The sequence below is a fragment of the Candidatus Pelagibacter sp. HIMB1593 genome, assembly GCF_052047755.1.
Lineage (GTDB): Bacteria > Pseudomonadota > Alphaproteobacteria > Pelagibacterales > Pelagibacteraceae > Pelagibacter.
This window is the reverse complement of sequence record NZ_JBNAJK010000001.1, coordinates 956,163-979,233: the sequence shown is the minus strand read 5'-3', so window position 1 is coordinate 979,233 and position 23,071 is coordinate 956,163. Positions and strand designations below refer to the sequence as shown.

The 23,071-nt window shown below is 26.0% G+C and carries 26 protein-coding genes and 2 tRNA genes; 6 read left to right on the top strand and 22 right to left on the bottom strand.

Annotated features, from left to right (window positions below; translation table 11 throughout):
- Positions 1-2 precede the first annotated feature (2 nt).
- Positions 3-854: a DMT family transporter gene (locus ACTTA0_RS05130; RefSeq protein ID WP_440676338.1), complete on the top strand. Its 852-nt coding sequence runs from the start codon at positions 3-5 to the stop codon at positions 852-854.
- 544 nt (positions 855-1,398) lie between these two features.
- On the opposite strand, the gene ACTTA0_RS05125 is transcribed toward ACTTA0_RS05130, so the two are convergent.
- Genes ACTTA0_RS05125 through ACTTA0_RS05115 form a run of 3 tightly spaced genes read right to left on the bottom strand, consistent with a single transcriptional unit; the run spans position 1,399 to position 2,613 of the window.
- Entirely contained in the window at positions 1,399-1,674 is a 276-nt protein-coding gene (locus ACTTA0_RS05125) for a methylated-DNA--[protein]-cysteine S-methyltransferase (protein WP_440618399.1), read from the bottom strand.
- The gene (locus tag ACTTA0_RS05120; RefSeq protein WP_440654153.1) at positions 1,655-2,092 is read right to left on the bottom strand and encodes an N-acetyltransferase family protein; all 438 of its coding nucleotides are present in this window, start codon (positions 2,090-2,092) and stop codon (positions 1,655-1,657) included. The genes ACTTA0_RS05125 and ACTTA0_RS05120 overlap by 20 nt, the downstream gene beginning before the upstream one ends.
- A gap of 44 nt (positions 2,093-2,136) precedes the next feature.
- The gene (locus tag ACTTA0_RS05115) at positions 2,137-2,613 is read right to left on the bottom strand and encodes a DUF2938 family protein (RefSeq protein ID WP_440618401.1); all 477 of its coding nucleotides are present in this window, start codon (positions 2,611-2,613) and stop codon (positions 2,137-2,139) included.
- An 81-nt stretch (positions 2,614-2,694) separates the two neighbouring features.
- On the opposite strand from ACTTA0_RS05115, the gene ACTTA0_RS05110 reads away from it, so the two are divergent.
- Positions 2,695-3,648: a site-specific integrase gene (locus tag ACTTA0_RS05110; RefSeq protein ID WP_440676337.1), complete on the top strand. Its 954-nt coding sequence runs from the start codon at positions 2,695-2,697 to the stop codon at positions 3,646-3,648.
- Here the strand turns inward: ACTTA0_RS05110 and glf are convergent.
- Positions 3,645-4,772, bottom strand: a complete 1,128-nt coding sequence (glf, locus tag ACTTA0_RS05105) for a UDP-galactopyranose mutase (protein ID WP_440676336.1) — start codon at positions 4,770-4,772, stop codon at positions 3,645-3,647. The two genes, ACTTA0_RS05110 and glf, sit on opposite strands and share 4 nt — an antisense overlap.
- Before the next feature lie 133 nt (positions 4,773-4,905).
- Between glf and ACTTA0_RS05100 the strand changes: the two genes are divergently transcribed.
- Entirely contained in the window at positions 4,906-5,751 is an 846-nt protein-coding gene (locus ACTTA0_RS05100; RefSeq protein WP_440676335.1) for a glycosyltransferase family 2 protein, read from the top strand.
- A 9-nt stretch (positions 5,752-5,760) separates the two neighbouring features.
- Here ACTTA0_RS05100 and ACTTA0_RS05095 read toward each other — a convergent pair whose 3' ends face one another.
- The 9 genes from ACTTA0_RS05095 to ACTTA0_RS05055 form a co-directional block, all read right to left on the bottom strand.
- Positions 5,761-6,645 carry a glycosyltransferase family 2 protein gene (locus ACTTA0_RS05095; RefSeq protein WP_440676334.1) on the bottom strand — a complete coding sequence of 295 codons (885 nt, stop codon included), beginning with the start codon at positions 6,643-6,645 and terminating at the stop codon, positions 5,761-5,763.
- A 5-nt stretch (positions 6,646-6,650) separates the two neighbouring features.
- On the bottom strand, positions 6,651-7,529 hold the full coding sequence (locus ACTTA0_RS05090) for an NAD-dependent epimerase/dehydratase family protein (RefSeq protein ID WP_440676333.1): 879 nt from the start codon (positions 7,527-7,529) through the stop codon (positions 6,651-6,653).
- A 5-nt stretch (positions 7,530-7,534) separates the two neighbouring features.
- Complete coding sequence (locus tag ACTTA0_RS05085; protein WP_440676332.1) at positions 7,535-9,640, bottom strand: glycosyltransferase; 2,106 nt, start codon at positions 9,638-9,640, stop codon at positions 7,535-7,537.
- Entirely contained in the window at positions 9,637-9,891 is a 255-nt protein-coding gene (locus ACTTA0_RS05080; RefSeq protein ID WP_440676331.1) for a GIY-YIG nuclease family protein, read from the bottom strand. The genes ACTTA0_RS05085 and ACTTA0_RS05080 overlap by 4 nt, the downstream gene beginning before the upstream one ends.
- A 5-nt stretch (positions 9,892-9,896) precedes the next feature.
- Positions 9,897-9,971: transfer RNA gene (locus ACTTA0_RS05075), tRNA-Glu, on the bottom strand.
- Positions 9,972-10,017: 46 nt separating this feature from the next.
- Positions 10,018-10,965 (bottom strand): class II fructose-bisphosphatase, encoded by a 948-nt coding sequence (glpX, locus tag ACTTA0_RS05070; protein ID WP_440676632.1) that lies wholly within the window; start codon positions 10,963-10,965, stop codon positions 10,018-10,020.
- Entirely contained in the window at positions 10,955-11,956 is a 1,002-nt protein-coding gene (locus ACTTA0_RS05065; RefSeq protein WP_440676330.1) for a putative transporter, read from the bottom strand. Before ACTTA0_RS05065 ends, glpX begins: the two co-directional genes overlap by 11 nt.
- A 3-nt stretch (positions 11,957-11,959) precedes the next feature.
- Positions 11,960-12,241: an ETC complex I subunit gene (locus ACTTA0_RS05060; protein ID WP_440676329.1), complete on the bottom strand. Its 282-nt coding sequence runs from the start codon at positions 12,239-12,241 to the stop codon at positions 11,960-11,962.
- Between the two features lie 5 nt (positions 12,242-12,246).
- Positions 12,247-12,323: transfer RNA gene (locus tag ACTTA0_RS05055), tRNA-Pro, on the bottom strand.
- Positions 12,324-12,417: 94 nt separating this feature from the next.
- On the opposite strand from ACTTA0_RS05055, the gene ACTTA0_RS05050 reads away from it, so the two are divergent.
- Genes ACTTA0_RS05050 through ACTTA0_RS05040 form a run of 3 tightly spaced genes read left to right on the top strand, consistent with a single transcriptional unit; the run spans position 12,418 to position 14,618 of the window.
- Entirely contained in the window at positions 12,418-12,891 is a 474-nt protein-coding gene (locus tag ACTTA0_RS05050; RefSeq protein ID WP_440676328.1) for a zinc-ribbon domain-containing protein, read from the top strand.
- 6 nt (positions 12,892-12,897) lie between these two features.
- The gene (gene nhaA / locus ACTTA0_RS05045; RefSeq protein ID WP_440676327.1) at positions 12,898-14,079 is read left to right on the top strand and encodes a Na+/H+ antiporter NhaA; all 1,182 of its coding nucleotides are present in this window, start codon (positions 12,898-12,900) and stop codon (positions 14,077-14,079) included.
- A gap of 29 nt (positions 14,080-14,108) precedes the next feature.
- Entirely contained in the window at positions 14,109-14,618 is a 510-nt protein-coding gene (locus ACTTA0_RS05040; protein WP_440676326.1) for a glutathione peroxidase, read from the top strand.
- Here ACTTA0_RS05040 and ACTTA0_RS05035 read toward each other — a convergent pair.
- Genes ACTTA0_RS05035 through rarD form a run of 9 tightly spaced genes read right to left on the bottom strand, consistent with a single transcriptional unit; the run spans position 14,613 to position 23,048 of the window.
- Entirely contained in the window at positions 14,613-15,383 is a 771-nt protein-coding gene (locus ACTTA0_RS05035) for an MBL fold metallo-hydrolase (RefSeq protein ID WP_440676325.1), read from the bottom strand. The genes ACTTA0_RS05040 and ACTTA0_RS05035 overlap by 6 nt on opposite strands.
- 4 nt (positions 15,384-15,387) lie before the next feature.
- Positions 15,388-16,149 carry a TatD family hydrolase gene (locus ACTTA0_RS05030; protein WP_440676324.1) on the bottom strand — a complete coding sequence of 254 codons (762 nt, stop codon included), beginning with the start codon at positions 16,147-16,149 and terminating at the stop codon, positions 15,388-15,390.
- Positions 16,142-17,683, bottom strand: coding sequence for a methionine--tRNA ligase (metG, locus tag ACTTA0_RS05025; protein WP_440676323.1), 1,542 nt, complete (start codon positions 17,681-17,683; stop codon positions 16,142-16,144). The genes ACTTA0_RS05030 and metG overlap by 8 nt, the downstream gene beginning before the upstream one ends.
- Positions 17,676-18,605: an AAA family ATPase gene (locus tag ACTTA0_RS05020; RefSeq protein WP_440676322.1), complete on the bottom strand. Its 930-nt coding sequence runs from the start codon at positions 18,603-18,605 to the stop codon at positions 17,676-17,678. The genes metG and ACTTA0_RS05020 overlap by 8 nt, the downstream gene beginning before the upstream one ends.
- Positions 18,602-19,216, bottom strand: coding sequence for a dTMP kinase (gene tmk / locus ACTTA0_RS05015; protein WP_440676321.1), 615 nt, complete (start codon positions 19,214-19,216; stop codon positions 18,602-18,604). Before tmk ends, ACTTA0_RS05020 begins: the two co-directional genes overlap by 4 nt.
- Complete coding sequence (locus ACTTA0_RS05010; protein WP_440676320.1) at positions 19,209-20,360, bottom strand: D-alanyl-D-alanine carboxypeptidase family protein; 1,152 nt, start codon at positions 20,358-20,360, stop codon at positions 19,209-19,211. Before ACTTA0_RS05010 ends, tmk begins: the two co-directional genes overlap by 8 nt.
- Positions 20,353-21,192, bottom strand: a complete 840-nt coding sequence (locus ACTTA0_RS05005; RefSeq protein ID WP_440676319.1) for an SPOR domain-containing protein — start codon at positions 21,190-21,192, stop codon at positions 20,353-20,355. Before ACTTA0_RS05005 ends, ACTTA0_RS05010 begins: the two co-directional genes overlap by 8 nt.
- Entirely contained in the window at positions 21,182-22,183 is a 1,002-nt protein-coding gene (locus ACTTA0_RS05000) for a lytic murein transglycosylase (RefSeq protein ID WP_440676318.1), read from the bottom strand. The genes ACTTA0_RS05005 and ACTTA0_RS05000 overlap by 11 nt, the downstream gene beginning before the upstream one ends.
- On the bottom strand, positions 22,170-23,048 hold the full coding sequence (gene rarD / locus ACTTA0_RS04995; protein ID WP_440676317.1) for an EamA family transporter RarD: 879 nt from the start codon (positions 23,046-23,048) through the stop codon (positions 22,170-22,172). Before rarD ends, ACTTA0_RS05000 begins: the two co-directional genes overlap by 14 nt.
- Between the last annotated feature and the right edge of the window lie 23 nt (positions 23,049-23,071).

Sequence of the window (23,071 nt, the reverse complement as noted above, 5' to 3'; positions counted from 1 at the left end):
CTGTGAAGGCTATAATTTTAAATGCGTCTGCTTGGATGATTGTCCCTGTTATGGATGCGTTTGCTAAATATTTAAGCTCATCAATGGATGTTTTACAAATAACATGGGCTAGATATTTTTTTACCGTAGTTTTTACTCTGTCTTTAATGCTTATATTTTATAGACAGTCATTAGTTTGGACTAAAAAACCGGCTCTTCAACTAATAAGAGGTTTGATATTTGTTTTTTCTACGTATTTATTCTTTTATGCGATTTCTGAAATTTCACTCCCTAAAGCTTTAACTTTAGCATTTGTAGCACCAATTTGTGTCACAGCTTTATCTCCATTTTTTTTAAATGAGAAAGTAGGGGTGAAAAGATGGACTGCTGTATCGTTAGGGTTTGTTGGTACTTTGATTGTTATTAGACCTGGATTTATTGAACTTAATCTAGCTACTTTAGCTGCTTTAGGTAATGGAATTTGTTATGGATTTTACCTTATTATAACAAGAAAACTTAGCACTTCAGATAACCCTCTTTTAACGCTTTTGCTTTCAGGTTTAATAGGAACAGTCATTATTAGCTTATTTATGCCTTCTGTATGGGTAAATCCTACTACAAATCAGTGGATTTTAATGGCTTTAATCGGCCTTATAGCCTCTGTAGCCCATCTTTTCTTAATTTTATCACTCAAATATGCTGATGCCTCAAAATTAGCTCCTTTGGGCTATACAGAAATCATAACAAACATATTAATTAGCTATTATTTCTTTCATGAATTACCAGATAATTGGACTTATTTAGGTCTTTTTATAATTGTCTTAAGTGGTCTCTATATAACCAGGCGAGAATACATATTAAAAAGAAGTAATTAATAGTATTTATTTGTATACTAATTATTAATGTTTTACATTAATATATATATTTAAACTATTGTAATTATTGAATAAATTATTTATATATAAATATAATTAAAATGCATTAATATTTGTTGATGTAGAGTAAAATTTTGGTTTTTTAATTAAAATCATTAATATTAATAGCTTTTTTAGATCACATTAATATATAAGAAACAGTAAATTTAGTTAATAGCGTTTAAAAATAGTATAAATTCCTAGAAGTGTTTATTTTCAACAGTTTTTTACTAATAAAATTCGAAAATATATTTTTACATCAAAAATTGTAGGGCAGGTGGCTTAAAAGACCTGTAAAATAGAGCAAATTTGAGACATTAAAAAAGGGTTGATATCATTGAAAAATAGAGCAATGCAGTAATAGAATATGCTCTTTAATCGCCCATAGAGGGTACTTATTTAGTTATATTTAGATATGTGGTACAACTGAAGGGTGAATAGTGCTATTTGCATGATTATTTACGAAAATCGTTTAAAAGTATTTATTTTCAACACTTTTTTATCTTTAAATATCAACTTTTTCAGATCTAAGTAAGCGCAGCTTAGTCTTAATTCCACCTTTTCCTGAGTACCCTCCGAGCGATCCATCAGTCCTAATTACCCTATGACAAGGTATTTTAGGAGGATATGGGTTTTTCCCAACTGCATTTGCAACTGCTCTATGAGCTTTTGGCTTTCCAATAGCTTTTGCCACCTGGAGGTAAGTTCTGACTTCTCCTTTAGGTATTTTTTTCAAGTAGTTCCAAACTTTTATCTGAAATTTAGTCCCTTTTAAGTTCATATAATTCAAATCCTGTATTTTTAGCAATCTTATCATATAATTTTTTCGCCGTCTCATTGGAAGAGTGGGTTATCCAACGAATTCCATCCCAATTATTTTCTTTAGATAAAGATTCTAAGTAATTTATAAGTTTTTGAGCTATTTTCTGGCCTCTAAAATGTTCATCTACAAACAAATCGTCTAAAAATCCAATATATTGACCTTTAATTGGTCTTGGCATTGTTCTGTAGTGTGCAATTCCAACAATTTTACCCTCAATTTCATAACAAATTCCATTAACAATATGATTTTCATCGTTTATCCAACTCCATAAAGTATCTAAAATGTCTTGATTCATAGGAACTTTATAAAATTTAGCATAACCGCAGTACAAATTTATCCATTTTTCTTTATCTTTTCTTCTAATTTTTCTAATCATTTACATTAATAATATTAAACAAAACATTGTAATTATAGTTTTTTTTAAAATCCAAACCACCTAAAACCTTCATACATCGCTAACCCATATATTGAATGCCTAATGAGGAAAATAAGTGAAATTTCTATTGGTTTATCAGTATTTTTGGCAAAAATACCTTGTCCTGTAAATGGTAAAAACAATAACAATGGAGCTAAAGTTGTTATCGCGCCAAAAATAAAACCCGAAAAATATGACATTTTAATTCCAATAAAAATAAAGCAAATGTAATAAATTGTTGCCCAGCATAATGATATAAAGTAATGAAAAACCCATCCCAATATTACCTCATGTTCAAATACTGGCTTTTCAATAATATTTGGGTTGTAAAAGGTTCCATTTTTAAGCATTAGGTAGGTCCATCTTCCAACAATACTCCATGATGGTTCTGGAATGCCCATTTTTTTAAGCAAATAACCTAAAATATCCAATATTATGCAAGAAAATATTCCTGCAACAAAAATAATCAAAATATCATTCAATTATTTAATATTTAAACTATTGACAATAAATATCACTTATTATATTACTAGTGATAATTAATTGTTATCAATAGTAATAATATGAATGAATTGTCAACAGATCTAAAATTGCTTCATGAGGCAACTTTAAATAACCTTAAAACATCAAAAGCAAATAATACTTTAAGAGCTTATAAATCAGATTTTAAAGACTTCGGGACATTTTGTGCAAAGCATGGATTAAATTCATTACCTACTGAGCCAAAAATAGTCTCATTATATCTAACCCATCTTTCAAAAAACTCAAAAATAAGTACTTTAAGAAGAAGATTAGTATCAATAAGCATGGTTCATAGGCTTAAAGGACATTATCTGGACACGAAGCATCCAATCATTGTTGAAAATTTAATGGGAATAAGAAGGATTAAAGGAAGTATACAGAAAGGTAAAAAACCAATACTAATCAGTCATTTAAAATTAATTATTAATGTAATTAATGAAAAAAAAACAGAGGAAATAAAAAAACTTAGAGACAAATCAATAATCTTAATTGGTTTTGGAGGAGGCTTTAGAAGAACCGAGCTCATTTCAATTGATCATGAGGATTTAGAATTTGTTCCTGAAGGTCTTAAAATCACAGTTAAAAGATCAAAAACTGATCAATTCGGTGAAGGAATGACTAAAGGTCTACCCTACTTTGATAATGAAATTTACTGCCCTGTTACAAATCTAAAAAAATGGTTAGAAATTTCTAAAATTAAGTCTGGGCCTATTTTTAGAAGATTTTCTAAAGGTTTATCATTAACAGACAAAAGATTAACTGACCAATCTGTAGTTTTATTAATGAAAGAGTATTTAAAGTTAGCAGGTATTGAAAATAAAAATTTTTCTGGTCATAGTTTAAGATCGGGTTTTGCAACAGTAGCTGCTGATTCAGGTGCTGATGAGAGAAGCATAATGGCTATGACAGGTCATAAATCAACTCAAATGGTAAGGAGATATATTAGAGAGGCAAATATTTTTAGAAATAACGCGCTAAACAAAATAAAGATTTAATTTTTAATGTTAACTTTTATTTTTTTTATTTTTTTATATAAATTAAGAGCTCTTTCTATTACCTCATCAGTGTTAAAGTATTTATATTGAGCCAATCTACCTTCAAAAAAAATATTTTGGTTTTCAATTTCATCTATTAATTTTTTATATTTGTTAAATTTAATTAAATTTTCATTATTAATAATTGGATAATAGGGATCACCTTTAGATTTAGGATATTCTTTGGAAATAACCGTATATGGAGTATTTTGTTTTGTAACATGCTTGATCTCTACCTTTCTGGTAAATTTATAATCATTAGGATAGTTATATTGAACAGATTTCTGTATATATTTCTTTTTAAATGTTTTAAATTTAAAATCTAAAGATCTCCAATTTAATTTACCATATCTATAATTGAAAAATTTATCTGGTGCACCAGTATATATAAGAAATTTGTTATATTTAATTTTTTTTCTTATTTTAAAAAAATCTGTGTTTAGACTTAGACTTATTTTTTTATTGCTTATCATTTTTTCAAACATTTTAGTGAATCCTTTTTTAGGCATAAACTTCAATTTTTCATTTACATAATATGGATTCCTATTAAATCTAATTGGTACACGACCAGCAATATTACTTGATAATTTTTTTGGACTAATACCCCATTGTTTAATTGTATAATTTTTATAAAATTTCTCATAAATTTCATAACCAAGCTTAGATAGAATAAAATCTTCAGAATTTTTAGGGTTTTTAATTTTAACTTTTTTTTTATTTATAAATTTAATTGCTTCATTTTTAGATTTAAATTTAACATTAAAAAAATTTTCAATAGTGTCTAAATTTATAGGAAATGGATAAAGTTTTTTATCAATACTTGATTTAACAATATAGTCACCAGGTATCCATTCAGTAAAGTTAGACAAATATTCAAAAATTTTATTATTTTTAAATCTAAGGTAATGAGGTCCATATTTATGATATAAAACACCTTTTTTGTTTTTTTCATCATAGCAGTTGCCTGCAATATGATTTCTTTTATCAATAATAAGACATGATAAATTCAATTCCGTAGATAATTTATTAGCTAAAACACAACCGACAGGCCCAGCACCTACTATAACCACATCAGCGTTGTACATTCGTTAAGGACTATAAATTTAACTTTGATTTAAAAAATCTATTATTACATTAATTTTAATTTATTTCAAATTTTAAGATATAAGTTTAAAAAAAAAATTTTAAATTTATATATCTGCAAAAAAATAAATTCAAATGAATGAACATATATCAATTGTTTTAACTGCTCATAAAAGTAAAAATCTGATTATTAATTATATTAAAAATCTTTATCAAAAATTTCATATTATAGTAATTGATAACTCAAACGACATAGAGTTAGAAAAAGAAATTAAAACAAAATATCCAAACGTAACATTTAATTTTATGTCAAATAAAGGTTACGGTGCTGCAATAAATTATGGCAGTAAATTTGTAAAAACTAAATTTTTTTTAGTTAGTAATCCTGATGTTGAAGGAATTACATCTGATAGTATTATTAAATTTTATGATGCAGCTATAAAAATTAATGATCAATTTTCCATGATGGGTCCTGTTGATTTAGATCACAAACCTGAAAGACGTAAAACTGATTACGATAAAATTGATCTTTTAGAAACAAATCAGATAAGTGGAATATGCATGTTCTTTAACAAAAAAAATTTTGATACTATAGGTGGTTTTGATGAAAATATTTTCTTGTATTTTGAAGATAATGATATTTGTTTACGATTATCTAAATTAAATAAAAATTACCAACTAAATTCAGTAAAAGTTAATCACAAAGCAGGGACTTCTGTGATACCAAAAAATGAAAGTGATAAAAATGAACAAGATAATTTAAGAACTTGGCATTTTATTTGGTCAAAATTTTACTACTATAGAAAACATTTTACATATTTTATTGCTCTAATTATATTTATACCTACAATATTTAGAATTTTGTTTAGAATCTTTTTTTATAAAATCAGTAAAAATAATAAAAAACTGAATAAATATAGGACAAGATGGTCTGGTTTAATTAGTTCTATGTTAGGTAAAAAATCACATAAGAGAATTTAAATTAAATTATTATTTGTAATTAACTAAAATAAGATAAATTTTTTGTAATTTCGATTTAAAATATTCAATGTAATAATTAAAATTTTTTTTAGGATCTTTTAGCTCTCCCATATATTCTCTAAAAATTAATTGTTTTTTATTATCTAAGCCAGATCTCAAGTAGAATTTTTCAAAAAAATTAATACTTATTCCCCATTTTTTTAAAAAAATTTTATTTCCCCTACTGCCCAAGTAAGTAAATAATGATTTATCTTTTTTTCTAGTCGTAATAGATCCAAAATGGTATACTAAACTTTTACCCAATCCCTTAAAAATACGAATATCTGACTTCCATAATTTCATTGCAAAATCTGTATCATCTCCTCCAGTTGGTGAAAATTCTTCGCTCCAACCTCCAACTTTATTCCAAATATCTTTATGAACTAAACCAGGACACTTCGTTGTTCCCTGAAAATCGAACGTTTCGATTTTTTCCTGATTTTTTAGTAAATGTTCTTCATTAAAATTAGCAATTGATTGGCCTGCATCAAAACTGACTTGTCCTGCTCCAACCATTGTACCCGAAATATAAAAATTTTTATGACCAATTTTTTCAATTTCTTTACTAAGTTCAATATCCCATCCAGGACAGTAATAAAAGTCATCATGGGAAATTAAAATGTAAGTAAATTTTGCTAATTTTGAAGATAAATTTAGAGCTTTAGGCATCCCAATGTTTTCATGACTAAATGTATATTCGATATTATTATATTTAATAAAGTCAAGAGAACCATCTTTTCCATCATTTATATGAACTATTATCTGATGATCAAATTCAGAATTTTTTTTTATACTTTTGATACACAATTTTAGATATTCCAAATTGTTAAAAGATGGAATAAGAATTGAAAACATTAACTCTATTTAATGATATTTTTTATGTAATTCCTAATATTTTTTTTAGCTTTATATCCCAGAATTTTTTTTGCATTATTGTTTGGAATTGTAGAGCCGAATCTCTCCCCTGGTCTAGCAGCTATGAATTTAATTCTAGTTTTAAACATCTTAGCAATTTCAATTATTGAGTAGGATTTCTGTGTACCTAGCATATAATGATTCTGTTTACCTTTTTTCCATGCAAGGTAACAACCTTCAACAATGTCATCTATGTGAGTAAAATCTCTTCTTTGAGTGCCAGGTTTAACTATTGTTAATGGTTTTCTTTTTTTAAATTGTTCTTCAAAAATTCCTATTACAGCAGACATCGGGGAATTTGTAATTTGCCTTGGTCCATAAACATTATAAAAATAAATAAATTCATATTTTAAACCAAACCATTTATTATAATTTTTAATTAATTCTATATTTTTAGATTTAGTCCATGAATAGGGGGAAAGGTTTTCGTCATTACCATCGTTACCTAAATTACTCGATGTAGCTGAGTAAATTAATTTTATTTTATTATTTTTTGCAAAATCAATAACTTTTGATGAATGATGTATATTGTAATCAAAACATTTTTTATAATTTTTAAAACTTTGAAAAATTCTAGAAAACTCACCAAAATGGAAAATAACTTTAATTTTATTTTTATATTTCCTTAAAATTAAATCAATATCTTTATTCTCACCTTTAAAATATTTTACTTTTTTATTATTAACGTGATTTTTTTTTGTACCAGTAAAATAATTATCCAAACTAATTATTTTTTCATTAATTTTTTTTTTAATTAAATAATTTATTAATGAAGAGCCAATAAATCCAGCACCACCAGTTATTAAAATTATATTTTTTTTCATATAAATTAAAATTTGTCCCAAAAAAATTTTTTTTTAATGTCAAAAGTCTTACAAATTATAAAATCAGCTATTTTTGTGGAATTGTACATCTTGTGATACTTTGACCTGCCATTTTTTGCTATTTTATTTCTTAGTTTATCGTTTTTAACTAGTTTATTTATTTTTAAATTTAAATCATCTAAAGATTTATAAAATATTGCACAATCGTTTGAAAATAATTCATTAATTTTTGTTTTTTCATCAATTAATGTCGCTATTCCGTTACCCATTAATTGTGCAATTCTATCACTGCTGTAATATTTTAAAGGTTTACCTTGGCTAAGGTTTAATGCAATTTTTGAGTTATTTAAATTATTTTTAAAATCATCTCCCCATATTGGTTGTTTGTTACTCATTCCAAAAATGTTAAATTTTAGGTGGGGGTTCTTTTTTATCAAATTATTAATTATATTTTCTCTTTCATCAAATTTTCCTTTTTTTAATACACCTCGATGTACACCATGAGACATTGCAAAGAATAAATCATATTTAGCGTTTTTATTTTTGAATACTTTCAAATCGTCAATTGATTCATCAACTGGATTTGGAATAAATGAAATTTTATATTTTTCATTAAAATTAAGTGATTTCGGATCTGTTGTACAAAAACTATGATCCATAAAATTAATTTTATGTAAAAATCTTAATTTATTTTTTTTCCAATTTTGATCCATCCTATCTAGAAACCATTGAGAAATTTTTATATTAGGAAATTCATCCTTAATTATTTTAAGACTCTCTGTTTTAATTGCATCGGCGTGTCCTAAAAGAATTAAATCAGGTTTAAAGTTTCTTACAGTTTCAATTAAAGTATTATTCAATTTTTTAGAACCAGAAAAATCTCTGATAGATCTATAACTACTTAACATATCTCTATCACTTAAAGTTAAAACTTTGTGATTTAGTTTTATTAAACCATTGTTTATTCTTCTACCTGTATTATAGAAAAGTCTACCATTATGCCTTTGATTTAAATTAGTTATATGTAAAATTTTAATATTTTTAATAATATATTTATTTGTTTTTTGATGTAAAAATTCTTTTCTGTACACATCTATATTATTTGAGGCAAATTTATTTGTTAGATAAAAGTTTTTAATTGAATTAGATTGAAAATGTGACATCAACTTTTTGTCATTTATTAACTTTTCTATTTCTCTTTGAAAGTTTGTTGCATTTATTTTTTTTATAACAATTCCATCTGTAATTGTTTCCTTAAGTCCTCCTCTATCACTAATTATAACTGCACAACCTCTACTTGCTGCTTCCAAACTCACTCTACCAAAAGGTTCATTCCATCTTGAGCAAACTACAGCTATAGAGGATTTTTCTAAAATTTTAAGTACATTTGGGTGTTTTTGAAAACCAAGTAATTTTAATTTTGGATGATTAAATGTTATTTTTTCTCTAGGTTCATCACCTACTACATATGAAGACCAATCCTTGTATTTATTTAAAATGGGTATAATAGCTCTTCCAAATATATCATAGCCTTTAGCTGAATTTAATTTACCAACAAAAGTAATTATTTTTTCTTTCTTATTTAAATTAATTTTTTTCTTATCAATAGATTGCTTTATGGTGATAAGTTTTGGTGAGTTTTTATAAATTGGACTAAGATTTTTAATAAATCTTGACTTCGACCATTCACTATTAAAAATAATTTTATCTAAATTATCAATTAAATATATTCTTTCTTCATTTTTACGTGATCCATTCATATCTAAAGGATCATTATGAAAATATAAAACTTTTTTTGCGTAATTTAGATTTAAAAGATATTTTAAATATGTAGGTCTATTATGAAATTCAATTATATTTGATTTCTCTCGTTTTTCAATTTTTAAAAACTCTTGAATATAAGATTTTGAAGAACTTTTTAAAATTGTTTTTTTAAAATTTAAATTCTTATAATTAATATTATAAATTTGTTTATTACTAGTATTTCCAAAAACTGTAATATTTTTTTTATATTTACTTTTTTCTACAGTATCCTTTATAAATATAGAAACAGCACCTGCATATTCAGGAGAAAAGTTTTCTTTATAAGGCAATAAAATTGAAATTTTCATTTACTAAAATTTTCTATTATATTTTTTCTTAAACTTTTATTATTTTTAATTTTATACTCATATGACATAGCATCATTTTTATTTTTAAATTTCTGTTTGTAAATTAATTTCCATTTATGACCACGTGTTGACTTTGCTCCTTTATTTGAATTATGTTTAATTAATCTTTTTTCTACATCAATACTATATCCAACATAGGTTTTTTTAATACCTGGTGAGGTGCATTTTATTACATATACGAAATAAGACATTATGATGGCGGTCCCTAGGGGAATCGAACCCCTCTTTCGAGGATGAAAACCACGTGTCCTAACCGATAGACGAAGGGACCAGAAATTGCTTTTTATTGTAAATTAATTGATTAATCAAGCTTATCATCAAACAATTTGATTCAATTTTATTATATTTTTTAATCCAGATGATTTGTGTGTTACTAAAGTTTCTGATGTAAATTCATTACTCTTTATATTCAAATTAACTCCCTTAACCAAATCACATGAAGTTATTCCAGTTGCACAAAAAATAGAGTCACCCCTAATAATTTCGTTTAAATCGTATTTTTTTGTAAGATTATCAATACCCATTTCTCTAGCTCTTTGCTTGTCTTTATCTGTTTTAAATAAAAATCTTCCTTGAAAACCACAATCAAAAGCATCTAAAGCTGCGGCAGCCAAAACACCCTCCGGTCCACCTCCTGTACCTAAAAATATATCAACTGAGTATTTTTCGTCAGTTACTAATAGGGCGCCTGCCACATCTCCATCAGATATAAATTTGATTTTAACTTTTAAATCTTTTAATTTAGAAATAATTTCATTATGTCTTGGTCTATCTAAAATACATGCAGTTAAATTCTCAGGTTTTTTGTTTAAGTATTCGCTTAAATTAAAAATATTTTTCTTAACTGAAAAATCTAAATCAACAACATTTTTCTCACTTACTTTGGTTGAGATTTTTTCCATGTAAGTTTCAGGAGCTTTAAACAAATTGTCTTTTTCAGCAATTGCCATGACTGATAAAGCGCCAGGAAGATTGTTTGCTGCAAAATTAGTTCCCTCTAATGGATCAACAGCTATATCAAATTCAGGGCCATTTTTGGTACCAATTTTTTCTCCAATGTATAACATAGGGGCTTCATCTAATTCACCTTCACCTATTACTATTTCACCTTTTATATTCATAATATTTAACTCTTTTCTCATTGAGTCTACTGCTGCTTTATCAGCTGCTATTTTGTCTTTTTTGCCAACAAAATATGATGAAGCTATTGCAGCTTTTGAAGTTACATTAACAAATTGTTTTATAAATTTTTTATCAATTGCCATTAGAATTTTTTTCAATCAAATCTTTTTTTAAAATTTTGGATTCAAATTCTCTTAAACGTTTATATACACTAGCAAGTTCAATTATAGTTGGCCATGCTTTCAATATATATTGCATAGAACCTTCTACTCTACCAAAAGCTCTAATTATTTGTTGCATTACACCAAGAGTAACGGCACCAGCTACAATTGCTGGTGCTAAAAAAACATATGCAGATAACACATTTGCTTGTAAGTAAGCTATTCTTCCAATATTGAAATATAAGTATCTAATATAACTTAAGAAGTGAATATTTCTTACACCATCAAATAATTCTTCAATAGTTTTTGGACGAATTGTTCCATCATCTTCTGCAATCACAAGTATTTTCCTATATGCAGCCTCCTTTTTTTGAAGATCATACTCAACACCAACTAATCTTAAAATTAGACCAAGCAAAATCAAAAAAATTGTTCCACCTACTGACCAAATTAAAGCACCAACTATCAATCCATAATCCCAATCACCAAAGAAAAAAATTGGAATTCCAATACTTAAACCAAATAAAATTGGCATAAATTCAATCAGTATCATTAAAGCTTCAATTAAACTCGTTCCCAGTGATTCCATTATTCTAGAAAACTTAATTGTATCTTCTTGAACCCTTTGTGCAGCTCCCTCTATTTTTCGAGCTTTATCATATACGCTATGATACCATTCAACCATAGCAGTTCTCCATCTGAACAAATAGTGTGAAGTAAAAAAACTAACAACAACAGCTACGCCTACGTACATGGCAGCTAAAGTTATGAAAGATAATAAGCTTGCCCAGTACTCTTCTAAGGTAATAGAGTTTGGTGCGCCTAGTGCTTTTTGAATCATATCGTAAAATTGACCAAACCATTCATTAATTTTTACATCAATTTTAACTTGTATCCAAAGCGAAGATAAAATTATGGCTGAACCAATCCATGACCATAATAACCAATGTTTTTGAGTAAAAAACCTAAACATTTTTTATTTTAAAAAATTATCAGCGTAAGATTTTTTTACTATTTTTCTTTTTCTCGGTTCAATTAATTCAAATTCAATTTTCTTTTTTTTTGCATAATTAATTGCTAGTTCTTTTGATGAAAACTCTAATTTTAATTCTGAATAAGTATCCGAAGAACTTTCCCAACCCATCAACGGGTTTTTTGTTGGATCTTTAGTTTTAAATTCTAAAATCCATTTATCATTTTTTCCTAATCCTGACTGCATTGGGTTTTTATTTGGAATGTAAATAATTGCTTTTTTCATAATGATGGTCGGAGTGGCAGGATTCGAACCTGCGACCCTCTGGTCCCAAACCAGATGCGCTACCAGGCTGCGCTACACTCCGATCGAAGTACTAATACAGTAGTTACTAATAATTTCAATGTATAAAGAAGCCTAAATTAAAAGAATTTTGAGTAAAATCTGTTATATAACTAGACATGATAATTACTTGTCCTTGTGAAAAAAAACAATTCAAAATTGAAAGTTCGTTAATTCCCAGTGAAGGACGTGAGCTACAATGTGGATCATGTAAAAGAGTCTGGTTTTACAAACCAAAAAATGAAAGTGAAGCTCCGTTAACATTAAACAATAATGTTTCTACCAATAAAACAGAACAAAATATTGAGGTAAAAAAAAAAAATTTAGAAATTAGCAAAACATTACAACAAGAAAAAATAATTGAAGCTGAAATAGAAAATGAAAATTTAAAATCAGTTGAAAAGTCAGCAGGTAAAAAATCTAAATTATTATCTTATTTGATAGTTTTTATTATATCTTTTGTTGCTTTAATAATCTTGGTTGATACGCTTAAAACACCACTAATTAATGTATTTCCTGGACTAGAAGTAATATTATTCAACCTTTTTGAAACATTGCAAGATATAAAACTATTTATTATAGACCTAATTTAAATTTTTATGATTAATTATATATCTAAACCTTTTAGATGGTTTTTTAAATTAGAAGCTGCAAGTGGACTTGTTCTTTTGTTTGCAGCAATAATTGCGTTATTTATAAGTAACTCGGGATTAGCGGATTTATATTTTGCTACTCTAAATAAATACTTATTTATAGGTATTAATAATTTTGGTTTAAAGTTATCAGTAATACATTGGATAAATGATGCCTTGATGGCAATATTTTTTTTCTTTGTCACCTTAGAAATAAAAAGAGAATTTCTACAAGGTGAACTTTCAAATATTAAACAGGCTTTACTGCCAATCATAGCTGCTGTAGGGGGAATGTTAGTTCCTGCATTATTTTACGTTTTTATTAATTTAGGCGATAGCGAAACGTTAAATGGATGGGCAATTCCATCAGCAACAGATATAGCTTTTTCTTTAGGAGTGTTGTCATTACTTGGAAAAAGAGTTCCTTTATCACTAAAAGTATTTTTAACAGCTCTAGCTATAATTGATGATTTAGGAGCGATAGTAATCATTGCCCTTTTCTACTCTGGAGATTTGAGCATTAAATATTTAACTTTGATGCTTTTAGCTTTCATCGTTTTGTTGTTAATAAATAAATTTAATATTAAAAAATTTTTACCTTATTTAGTTGTTGGGCTTTTCTTATGGGATTTTACACATAACTCAGGCATCCACGCTACAATTGCTGGTGTTTTATTGGCTATGACTATCCCTCATAGAAAAAAAGACAAAGATTTTTCTTTATTAATAAAAATAGAACATTCAATAAGTCCATATGTTGCTTTTGGAATAATGCCTCTCTTCGCATTTGCAAATGCAGGTGTTTCTCTTGAAGGTTTATCTTTTGCTTCATTGTTGGATAAAGTTCCACTAGGTATTGTGCTTGGTTTATTCTTAGGTAAACAACTTGGTGTATTTGTATTCTCTTATGTATCAATAAAATTAAAAGTAGCACAAATGCCAAACGATACAAGTTGGTACAATTTTTATGGAGTTGGAGTTCTTACAGGTATTGGTTTTACAATGAGTTTATTTGTAGGAAATTTAGCTTTCGTTGAAAACATGCAATATATGGATGGTGTAAAAATAGGTGTTTTGACTGGTTCATTACTATCTACTTTATTTGGTTATTTCTTAATATTACTTACTCCAAATAAACCTAAAAAATGAGAAAAATAATATTTATATTTTCAATATTTATGTTTTTTTTTAAAACCACAGCATCAGCAAACTATGAAAAAAAGTTTTATGATTTCACAATTGAAAGCATAACTGGTGAAACAATAAATCTAAATGACTACAAAGATAAAGTTATCCTGGTAGTTAATACAGCTAGTTTTTGTGGTTTTACCAAACAATATGATGAATTGCAGGAATTGTGGGATTTATATAAAAATAATGGTTTAGTTGTTCTTGGAGTCCCTTCAAATTCCTTTAATCAAGAAAAAAAAAATAATGCAGATGTAAAAGAATTCTGTGAAGTAAATTTCAACATCAATTTTCCATTAACAACAATCACAGAAGTTAAAGGGGAAAATGCCCACGAACTTTTCAAGTGGGCAAAAAATAATCATGGTAAATCTGCTGTTCCAAAATGGAATTTTCATAAAATTTTAATTAACAAAGAAGGAAAAGTTGAAGATACATTTGCATCCTTTACTAAACCAATGTCAAAAAAGTTGATTAAATCAATTGAAAATATTTTATAGTTCTAAACTTAAACCATCATGAGCAGGTATAACATTCTTAGGTAATAACTTTTTAAGTACTTTATAATCTAAGACTGTTGATAAATTTGTAAGAATAGCTTTCTTGGGTTTGAACATTTTGATTATATTGAGTGAATTTTCCAAATTGAAATGTGACGGATGAAAATTGTACCACAAACAATCAATTATTAAATACTTTAAGTTTTTAAAATATTTATAATCTTTTTCAAAAATTTTACTTACATCACTAATATAAGCTAATTTTTTATCAATAATAAAACAATTTGAATTTACTTGACCATGTTCAACAGTAATAGATTGAATATTAATTTTTTTATTATTATTTTTTGTAAAAATATTTTTTGGTAATTTATTTAAATTTAAAGTTGCTGGATATTCTTTTGAGGAACTTTCGAAAATGTATGAAAATGAATTTTTAAGATATTTTGAAGTATCATTATCTGCATAAACATTAATTTGTTTTCTGCTATTTATATAAAAAGTTCTTAAATCATTTATTCCATGAGTTTGATCTCCATGCATATGTGAAAAGAGAACTTTATTAATTTTTTTAATTTTGTGTCTTAAAAGTTGTTGTCTTAAATCAGGAGAGGTGTCTATTAGTATATTTTCATCAGTAGTTTTCAATAAAGCTGAGCATCTTGTTCTGTAATTTTTTTTATTATTTGGGTCACAATTTCCAAAAAAACCATCTGGTCTTGGTACACCCATTGAACTACCACAGCCTAAAATAATAAATTTCATATTTTTAATTAAAAAAAAGTTTATTAAAATTATTAGTAGTTAGCTCTATCAGTTCTTTTTTAGAAATATTCTTTATCTCAGCTAATTTTGCAGCTGTAAAATCTATAAATGATGGTTCATTTTTTTTTCCTCTATTTGGAACTGGTGCTAAAAAAGGACTATCTGTTTCAATTAAAATATTTTCAGTTGGGATTGATTTAAATGTCTCTTGTAAATCAACTGAATTTTTAAAAGTAATTATTCCACTAGCGGAAAAGTAAGAATTTAAAGACAATAGTTTTTCTGAAAATTCTTTTGAACCAGTAAAGCAATGCATCAAAATTTTAACATTTTCATCTTTATATTCATTTAAAATTTCAAATGTTTCATTTTCAGCATTTCTTGAATGAACAATTAGGGGAATATTAGTTTTGATAGATGCTTTAATATGTTCTCTAAAACTTGAAATTTGTTTGTTTTTTTCACTGTTATTGTAATAAAAATCTAAACCGGTTTCGCCAATGCCTATAATTTTTTTATTATTTTTTAAACTATCAATAATTTCCTTAGAGGTAATTATGTTTGTAGAACTTTCATTTGGATGAATACCAATTGTGCCATAAATCATTTCATCTTTATTAACTAATTCTTTAACTCTAGAGAAACTTTCAAAAGATGTTGATATTGTTAATAGTTTTTCAATACCTATATCTTTTGATCTTTGTAAAACATTTTGTAAATCACTTAACAAAGGTTCGTGATCTAGGTGACAATGAGAATCAATCATTATTTTTTTCTATTTTTTTAAATAGTATATCAATTTTATTAATATTATTTCCTTTAGTTAAATACTCATTATCTGAAAGGGAATTTAATTTTATTTGGTCTTCATTGATGTCAAAAATTTTTAGTGCTTTTAATGAAGACTCTGGAATAATTGGATATAATAAGAAACTAATTTTTCTAACAATTTCTAATGTAGTATAAACAATTGTATTTAATCTAATTTGGTCATTTTTCTTTTTCCATGGTTCTTGATCATTAAAATATTTATTAGCCTCAAATAGTGAATTAACAATGTAGTCTATATAAAAGTTGATATTTTGATGATCAATTTTAGATCTAATATTATCTAAATTTTTTTTATACTTATTTAAAATTAAAATATCTTCATCTAGAAATTTAATTTCAGAGGGAATTTTTCCATCACAATTTTTGATTGCAAATGCAGTAACTCTCTGACATAAATTTCCATAATTATTTGCTAAATCACTGTTTATACAATCTTCCAATCTATCTTGAGAAATATTACCATCATTGCCAAACGAAACTTCTTTAATTAGATAATATCTTAATGGATCTAAACCATACTCATCAATTATTTCTAATGGATCCAAAATATTCCCTTTAGATTTGGACATTTTTTCCTCTCCGGACAAAATCCAACCATGACCATAAACTCTTTTTGGTACTTCAATTTTAGCAGCTAATAAAAAAGCTGGCCAATAAACAGCATGAAATCTCAGTATATCTTTACCGATTAAATGTATTGATGCAGGCCAAAATTTTTTGAACAATTCATCATCTTTATTTGGGTAATTTATTGAGCTTAAATAATTTGTGAGGGCATCTAACCAAACGTAAATTACATGATTTTTGTTACTAGGAACTGGTATACCCCATGAAAAACTTTTCCTACTAACAGAAAGATCTTTTAAACCACTTTTTACAAAACTAATAACTTCATTTCGTCTAGACTCTGGATAAATAAAATCAGGATTATCCTCATAATATTTTAAAAGAGGTTTTTCCCATTTTGAAAGTCTAAAAAAATACGACTCTTCTTCAATCCATTCAACAGGAGATTTTGATGATATAGCTATTTTTTTACCATCTATTTCTTCTATCTCATCTTCGCTATAAAAAGCTTCATCCGATACTGAATACCAACCAGAATAATTTGATAGATAAATATCATCATTCTTTTCAAGTTCAGACCAAAGATATTGAACTGTTTTTTTATGCCTCTCTTCGGTTGTTCTAATAAAATCAGTGTTGCATAAATTCAGAGTATCTGAAAGATCTCGAAAAGTTTTGCTTATTTGATCACAAAATTTTTGAGGAGACTCCCCTGCTCGTTCAGCAGATCTTTGAATTTTTAAACCATGCTCATCTGTACCAGTTAAAAAATGTACTTTATAATCATCAATGATTTTAAATCTTGCAAAAAAATCAGCAGCTATACTTGAGTAGGCGTGTCCCATGTGAGGTTTAGCTGATGGATAATAAATAGGTGTTGTAATATAAAAATTTTTATCCATTTAAAATTTTATCTTCAAATTCCATAATTAACGTCTCTTCATCTAAATTATAAATTTTAGTATCATTAATTTTTTTTAAAAAATAATGATAAAGGTGAAATAATTTAATATTTTTCGTAGATATATTGTTTCTAAAATAAACTTCAATAAAAGAATATATTAATTGAATAATTGGTTTGTTTTTTTTGTAAGTCTTACTTGATATTAAACTTTCCAAAAAAGTATCTAAATTATAATCCTTAAGATCTAAATCAAAGTTTTCTGCAAGTTTTAATAATTCATACAATTTACCTGGTGTTGTATAGTAATTTACTAAATCTTGATTTATAAAATTATAAACATCATCGTTTATTAATTTATTAACAATTTCAATAGATTGAGCATTTGTTAAAAAAATTTTGAAATTTAAACATCTAGATTTAAGTGTTGGTAAAACTCTTTTATTATTATTAATTAAGATAAAATTAATATTTTCATTAGGTTCTTCTAAGACTTTTAGTAATGCATTAATAGAATTCAAATTTAATAATTCTATATTGTCTATCAAAACAAATCTTTTTTTATTGTTAAATGAAGATTTATTTAGATTAATAATTAATTCTCTTATTTGATTTATATCAATGTTTTTTTTATCTTCAGCTACGTCTATAAGATTAAAATTTGGATTAGATTTATTTTGTATAAGTTTGAATGATTTATTTTCTAAATTAATTTTATTATTTTCAACATCATAAGAATGCTCTTCATCTTCTGATAATACAAAGTTTATTAGATGATAACCTAATGTTGCTTTACCAATACCTTTTTCACCAGATAAAAGTATTTTATTTGGTAATTTGTTATTTAAATATAATTTAGATAAATTGTTGAAAATTCCTTGATGTTCGTACAAATTCTGTTGTGTAGATGAATTTAGATTCATTTAATTAACTTTTTAACCTGATTGATAATTAATTTTTCATTTTTCTTAATATCTAAATTTGAATCAATTATCTTATATTTTTTCTTGTTTAGTTTTGACATCTTAATAAATCCATTTTGAACTTTGTTGTAGAAACTGTTATTAAATTGATCATATCTATTCAATGATTTTCTCATTTTTAATCTTAAGAAAAGATTTTTTTTATTTACAACATTAAGAAATGTAAAATTAACTTTAATATTTTTTAATAAATATTTATTAATTATATTTATAATTTTAATATCAACACCCATGCCATAATGCTGATAAGCAATTGTAGAATCTATAAATCTATCAATTAAAATAACTCTTTTTTTATAATATTTTTTAATAAGATTAATATTTTCACTTCTGGCAGCTAGATATAAAAGTAAATCTGTTTTTACATTAAAATTGGAATTCTTATTTAAAATTAATTTTCTAATTTTTTCAGAATTTAAACTCCCTCCAGGTTCTCTAATTTTTAAATATTTAACTTTATTTTTGTCGAAATATCTTGAAACAATTTTAATATGATGACTTTTGCCACTGCCTTCTATACCTTCAAAAACAATTATTGGGTTCTTAGACATCGCCCCAAATTAAGTAGTTTAATGATTTCAGCAAACTAGAAAAGAAATTTACTTTTTTAATTTCTTTCAAAGCAAGCAAATCATACTCACCTACTAATTCTTGGTTATAAACCACTTTTAATGTTGCAACTTTTTGATCTTTATTTATTGGTGCTTCTACTGGACCATTATAATTTACAGAAACTTTTAATAATTTTTTTTTGGCTTTTTTAATTGTTTTGTAAATGTCTTCATTTGTATAAACATCAACAGTATCTTCTTTTCCTAACCATACGTCTATTTTTTGAAAAGGTTTATTAGCTTCAGTAATTTTAACTAAATCAAAATTTGTAAGTCCATAAGTTAACATTTTAGTACTTTCTTTCGATCTGGCATTTTTTGAATTAAAACCACTACCAACAGCAATTAATCTTCTTCCGTTTCTCTCTATAGATGAAGCTAATGAATATTTTTCTACAGCCAAATAACCAGTTTTGATACCATCTGCTCCAAGATTTTTATATAACAAAGGGTTTCTATTACCTTGTGTTATTGGATCTCCTCCTGTTCTATCCCAAGTAAATTCTTTTTCTGCAAACATTTTATAAAATTCTGGATGTTCTTTAATTAGGTATCTAGACATAATCATTATGTCTCTAACTGTTGAATTGTTATCAGGATGATTGATACCTGATGAATTGGAAAAATTTGTATTGTCCATTCCTAATTCTTTAGCTTTTGCTGTCATTAAGATTGCAAACTCTTCTTCAGTACCCGCTATGCCTTCTGCTAATGCAATACAAGCATCATTACCAGATGCTATGATTATACCTTTTAGTAAATTTTCAACTGAGACCTCATCCCCTACCATTATAAACATTGAGGAATAACCAGCTGTAGATAATCGCCAAGCTTTTTCTGAAATAATAAATTTTTCATCCATACTTAAATCTCCTGACTTAATTAAGTCGAAGGCAATGATGGAGGTCATGATTTTTGTCATAGATGCAGGATAAATTGATAAGTCCGCTTCTTTTTCAAAAAGAATTTCACCAGAATGATAATCTTGAATTATTGCAGTTTTTGCTTTCACATCAAAATTCGCAAATGATTTAGATGCAAATAAAATGAATATTAAAATAATTAAATTTAATTTTTTAAACATCTTTAATAATTTTTAGGTTTTCAAAGTTTAGTTTTTCTATTTCGTCAAATGACTCTTGAATTTTTTTTATATCATTAAATGGACCTAATAATACCCTATATTTTGTTTGAGATAATTTTTTTATAACAGGATTTGTTATCTTTGTTTCATCTTTAATTCTTTGGATCATATTTTCAGCTGAGTCTTTATAATAAAAATCTGCAATTTTAATTGAATATAGAAAATTACTTTGAGTAGTCTTAGGCAATTCCTTTTTCTTTACGGTTCCTAAATTATCTATGGTTATTCCATCTACAGGTGCCTTTTGAGCTACTTTTTTTTCTTCATCAAACGTTTTAGCTTTTTTGGCTACAAAAGTTGATTCATTAGAAATTAGAGATAATTCAACATAAGGTTCATTTTCATCAAGCAACAGTTCATCAACAATTCTTTTGGTGATTACTGAATTATAAAAATTTGAAAAAATTGCCTTATTAGATATCACTTGAGCAATAACAGTTTTTGTATTTTCTGGGTTAGTAATTTTCACAAAAGAATTTTTTCTAATTTTGGTATGAAAAATAAACAAACCTCTATTATCTAATTTTTTTGAAATACTTTTTTCATTAAAGAGATTTTCATCGTAAATTAATGCAAAGCCCTGGTTAGTATACTCTCTATCAAAAATATATTTAGAACTATCTTCTTCATTTTCATCCGAAGATTTTAAAGTTGTTTTTTCTGTAGATATATCAGGTTCTGTATTTATAGTTTTTTTTTGAGTTGTTTCTAATTGTTTGCATCCTACAAAAAAAATAAACAACAATAATGGTAATACTTTTTTAAAGTTCATTTTTGAATTTATCCTTTAATGTGCAGACTGCTAAAGCAAATCTTAAAGATCTATTCCATTGTAAAATTATTTCATAATTATTAAATACCACATAAGCTGGATTTAAAGTTTCCGCATCAGGAATTATATCTTTATCTGGTGTTATTATTGCAACTTCTAATTCATCATAATTATTTGATATAATTGAATTGTTCTGAATGTATTGTCTAAAAAACTTTAATTTTTTCTTATCATGTAATTTTTTTGCAGAAATATTTAAATACTTTTTTGGAATATCATTATTCAGGTCAATTCTATAAAAACATGGTTGATTAGATTTCCAACCTATTTTCTTTAAATAATTACTTGCTGAAGCATACGCATCAGGGTTACTTTTTAAATTTATTGAACCATTGCCATCATAATCTGTTGCATAATTTTTCATAGTAGAAGGCATAAATTGGAAGTAACCAAAAGCACCCGCCCAAGAACCATACAATGTTTTATAATCAATCTGATTTTTCTCAATTAAATTTAAAAGTATTAAAAGTTCTTTGGTGAAAAATTCTGATCTTCTTTTGTCAAAACTTAATGTAGCTAGTGAAGAAAGAATGTCCATTTTACCAACATAGGTTCCAAAATTTGTTTCTATACCCATTAATGATAAGAGAAGTTCTTTTTCTATGTTAAATTCATTTTCAACAGAGGTAATTAAATTTAAATTATCTATATAAAGTTTTTTTCCTTTTTTTACTTTTTGGTCAGATGTTCTTTTTGATATGTAAGTTTTTGTATCCTCATAAAACTCTGGTTGATATCTGTCATATTTAATTACATCGGGTAAAAACTTAGTATTAGACATAACTAGATCAAATGTTGCTTCAGAAATATTATTTTCTAGAGCAATTTTTTTGAAATTATTTTTCCATTTTTCGAATTCTATATTGATACCTGCTAATGTATTTGAATGAAAAAAAAGAGATAAAATAAGTATAAGTTTAATTAGTTTCATATAAATCTCTCAAATATATTATTACAGCAATCCAGATTAAAAAGAAACTTACTAGTTTATTAAATGAGAAAACTTCATCGTAATAAAAAAAACCTAGTAAAAATTGAAGAGTTGGTGTGATATAGAAAATCATCCCAGTTGGACCTAATCCACATAATTCAACTCCTCTTACATATAAAAATAAAGGTATTACCGTCATTGGACCTGCCAACAATATTATTAACATCATTGAAGGGTTAGATAACGAGAAATCATTGTAACCATTAACTGCAATAAGATAGAATGCAACAATTGCAATTGGTAATATAAATAAACTTTCTATTAAAAGTCCAATATCAGTATCAACATTAACCTTTTTTCTTACTAAATTATAAAATCCCCAACTTAGTGCTACAAGTATACCGACCCAAGGAAGCGATTTTAGACTTACAAAAATTAAATATAAAATTGACAAAAAAACTAAGATAATTGAAAAAATTCTTTTATTATTTAATTTTTCTTTAAAAAAAATATAACCAAGAAGAACACTTAATATTGGCATTATAAAATAACCAAAACTCGCATCTATTATTCTGTTGGTAGCGATTGCATAAATCCATACACCCCAATTCATAAAAATCAAAAAGCCTGACATAAAAAGATAAATAAGATTTTGTTTACTTTTAATTATCTTAAAAAAAATATCCCACTTTGAAAAAAAGAAAGTTGTTAATATTAAAGTCAAAGTTGTCCATAAACATCTGTGGACTACTAACTCAATATAACCAATAAAAGTAATATATTTAAAATATAAAACCCCAAAAAAACCCCACCAAAAAGATCCAAATCCAGCAAGTAAAAGCCCTTTATTAAATTCTTTGATCATGTGGCTTTGATATTAGTCGTTAA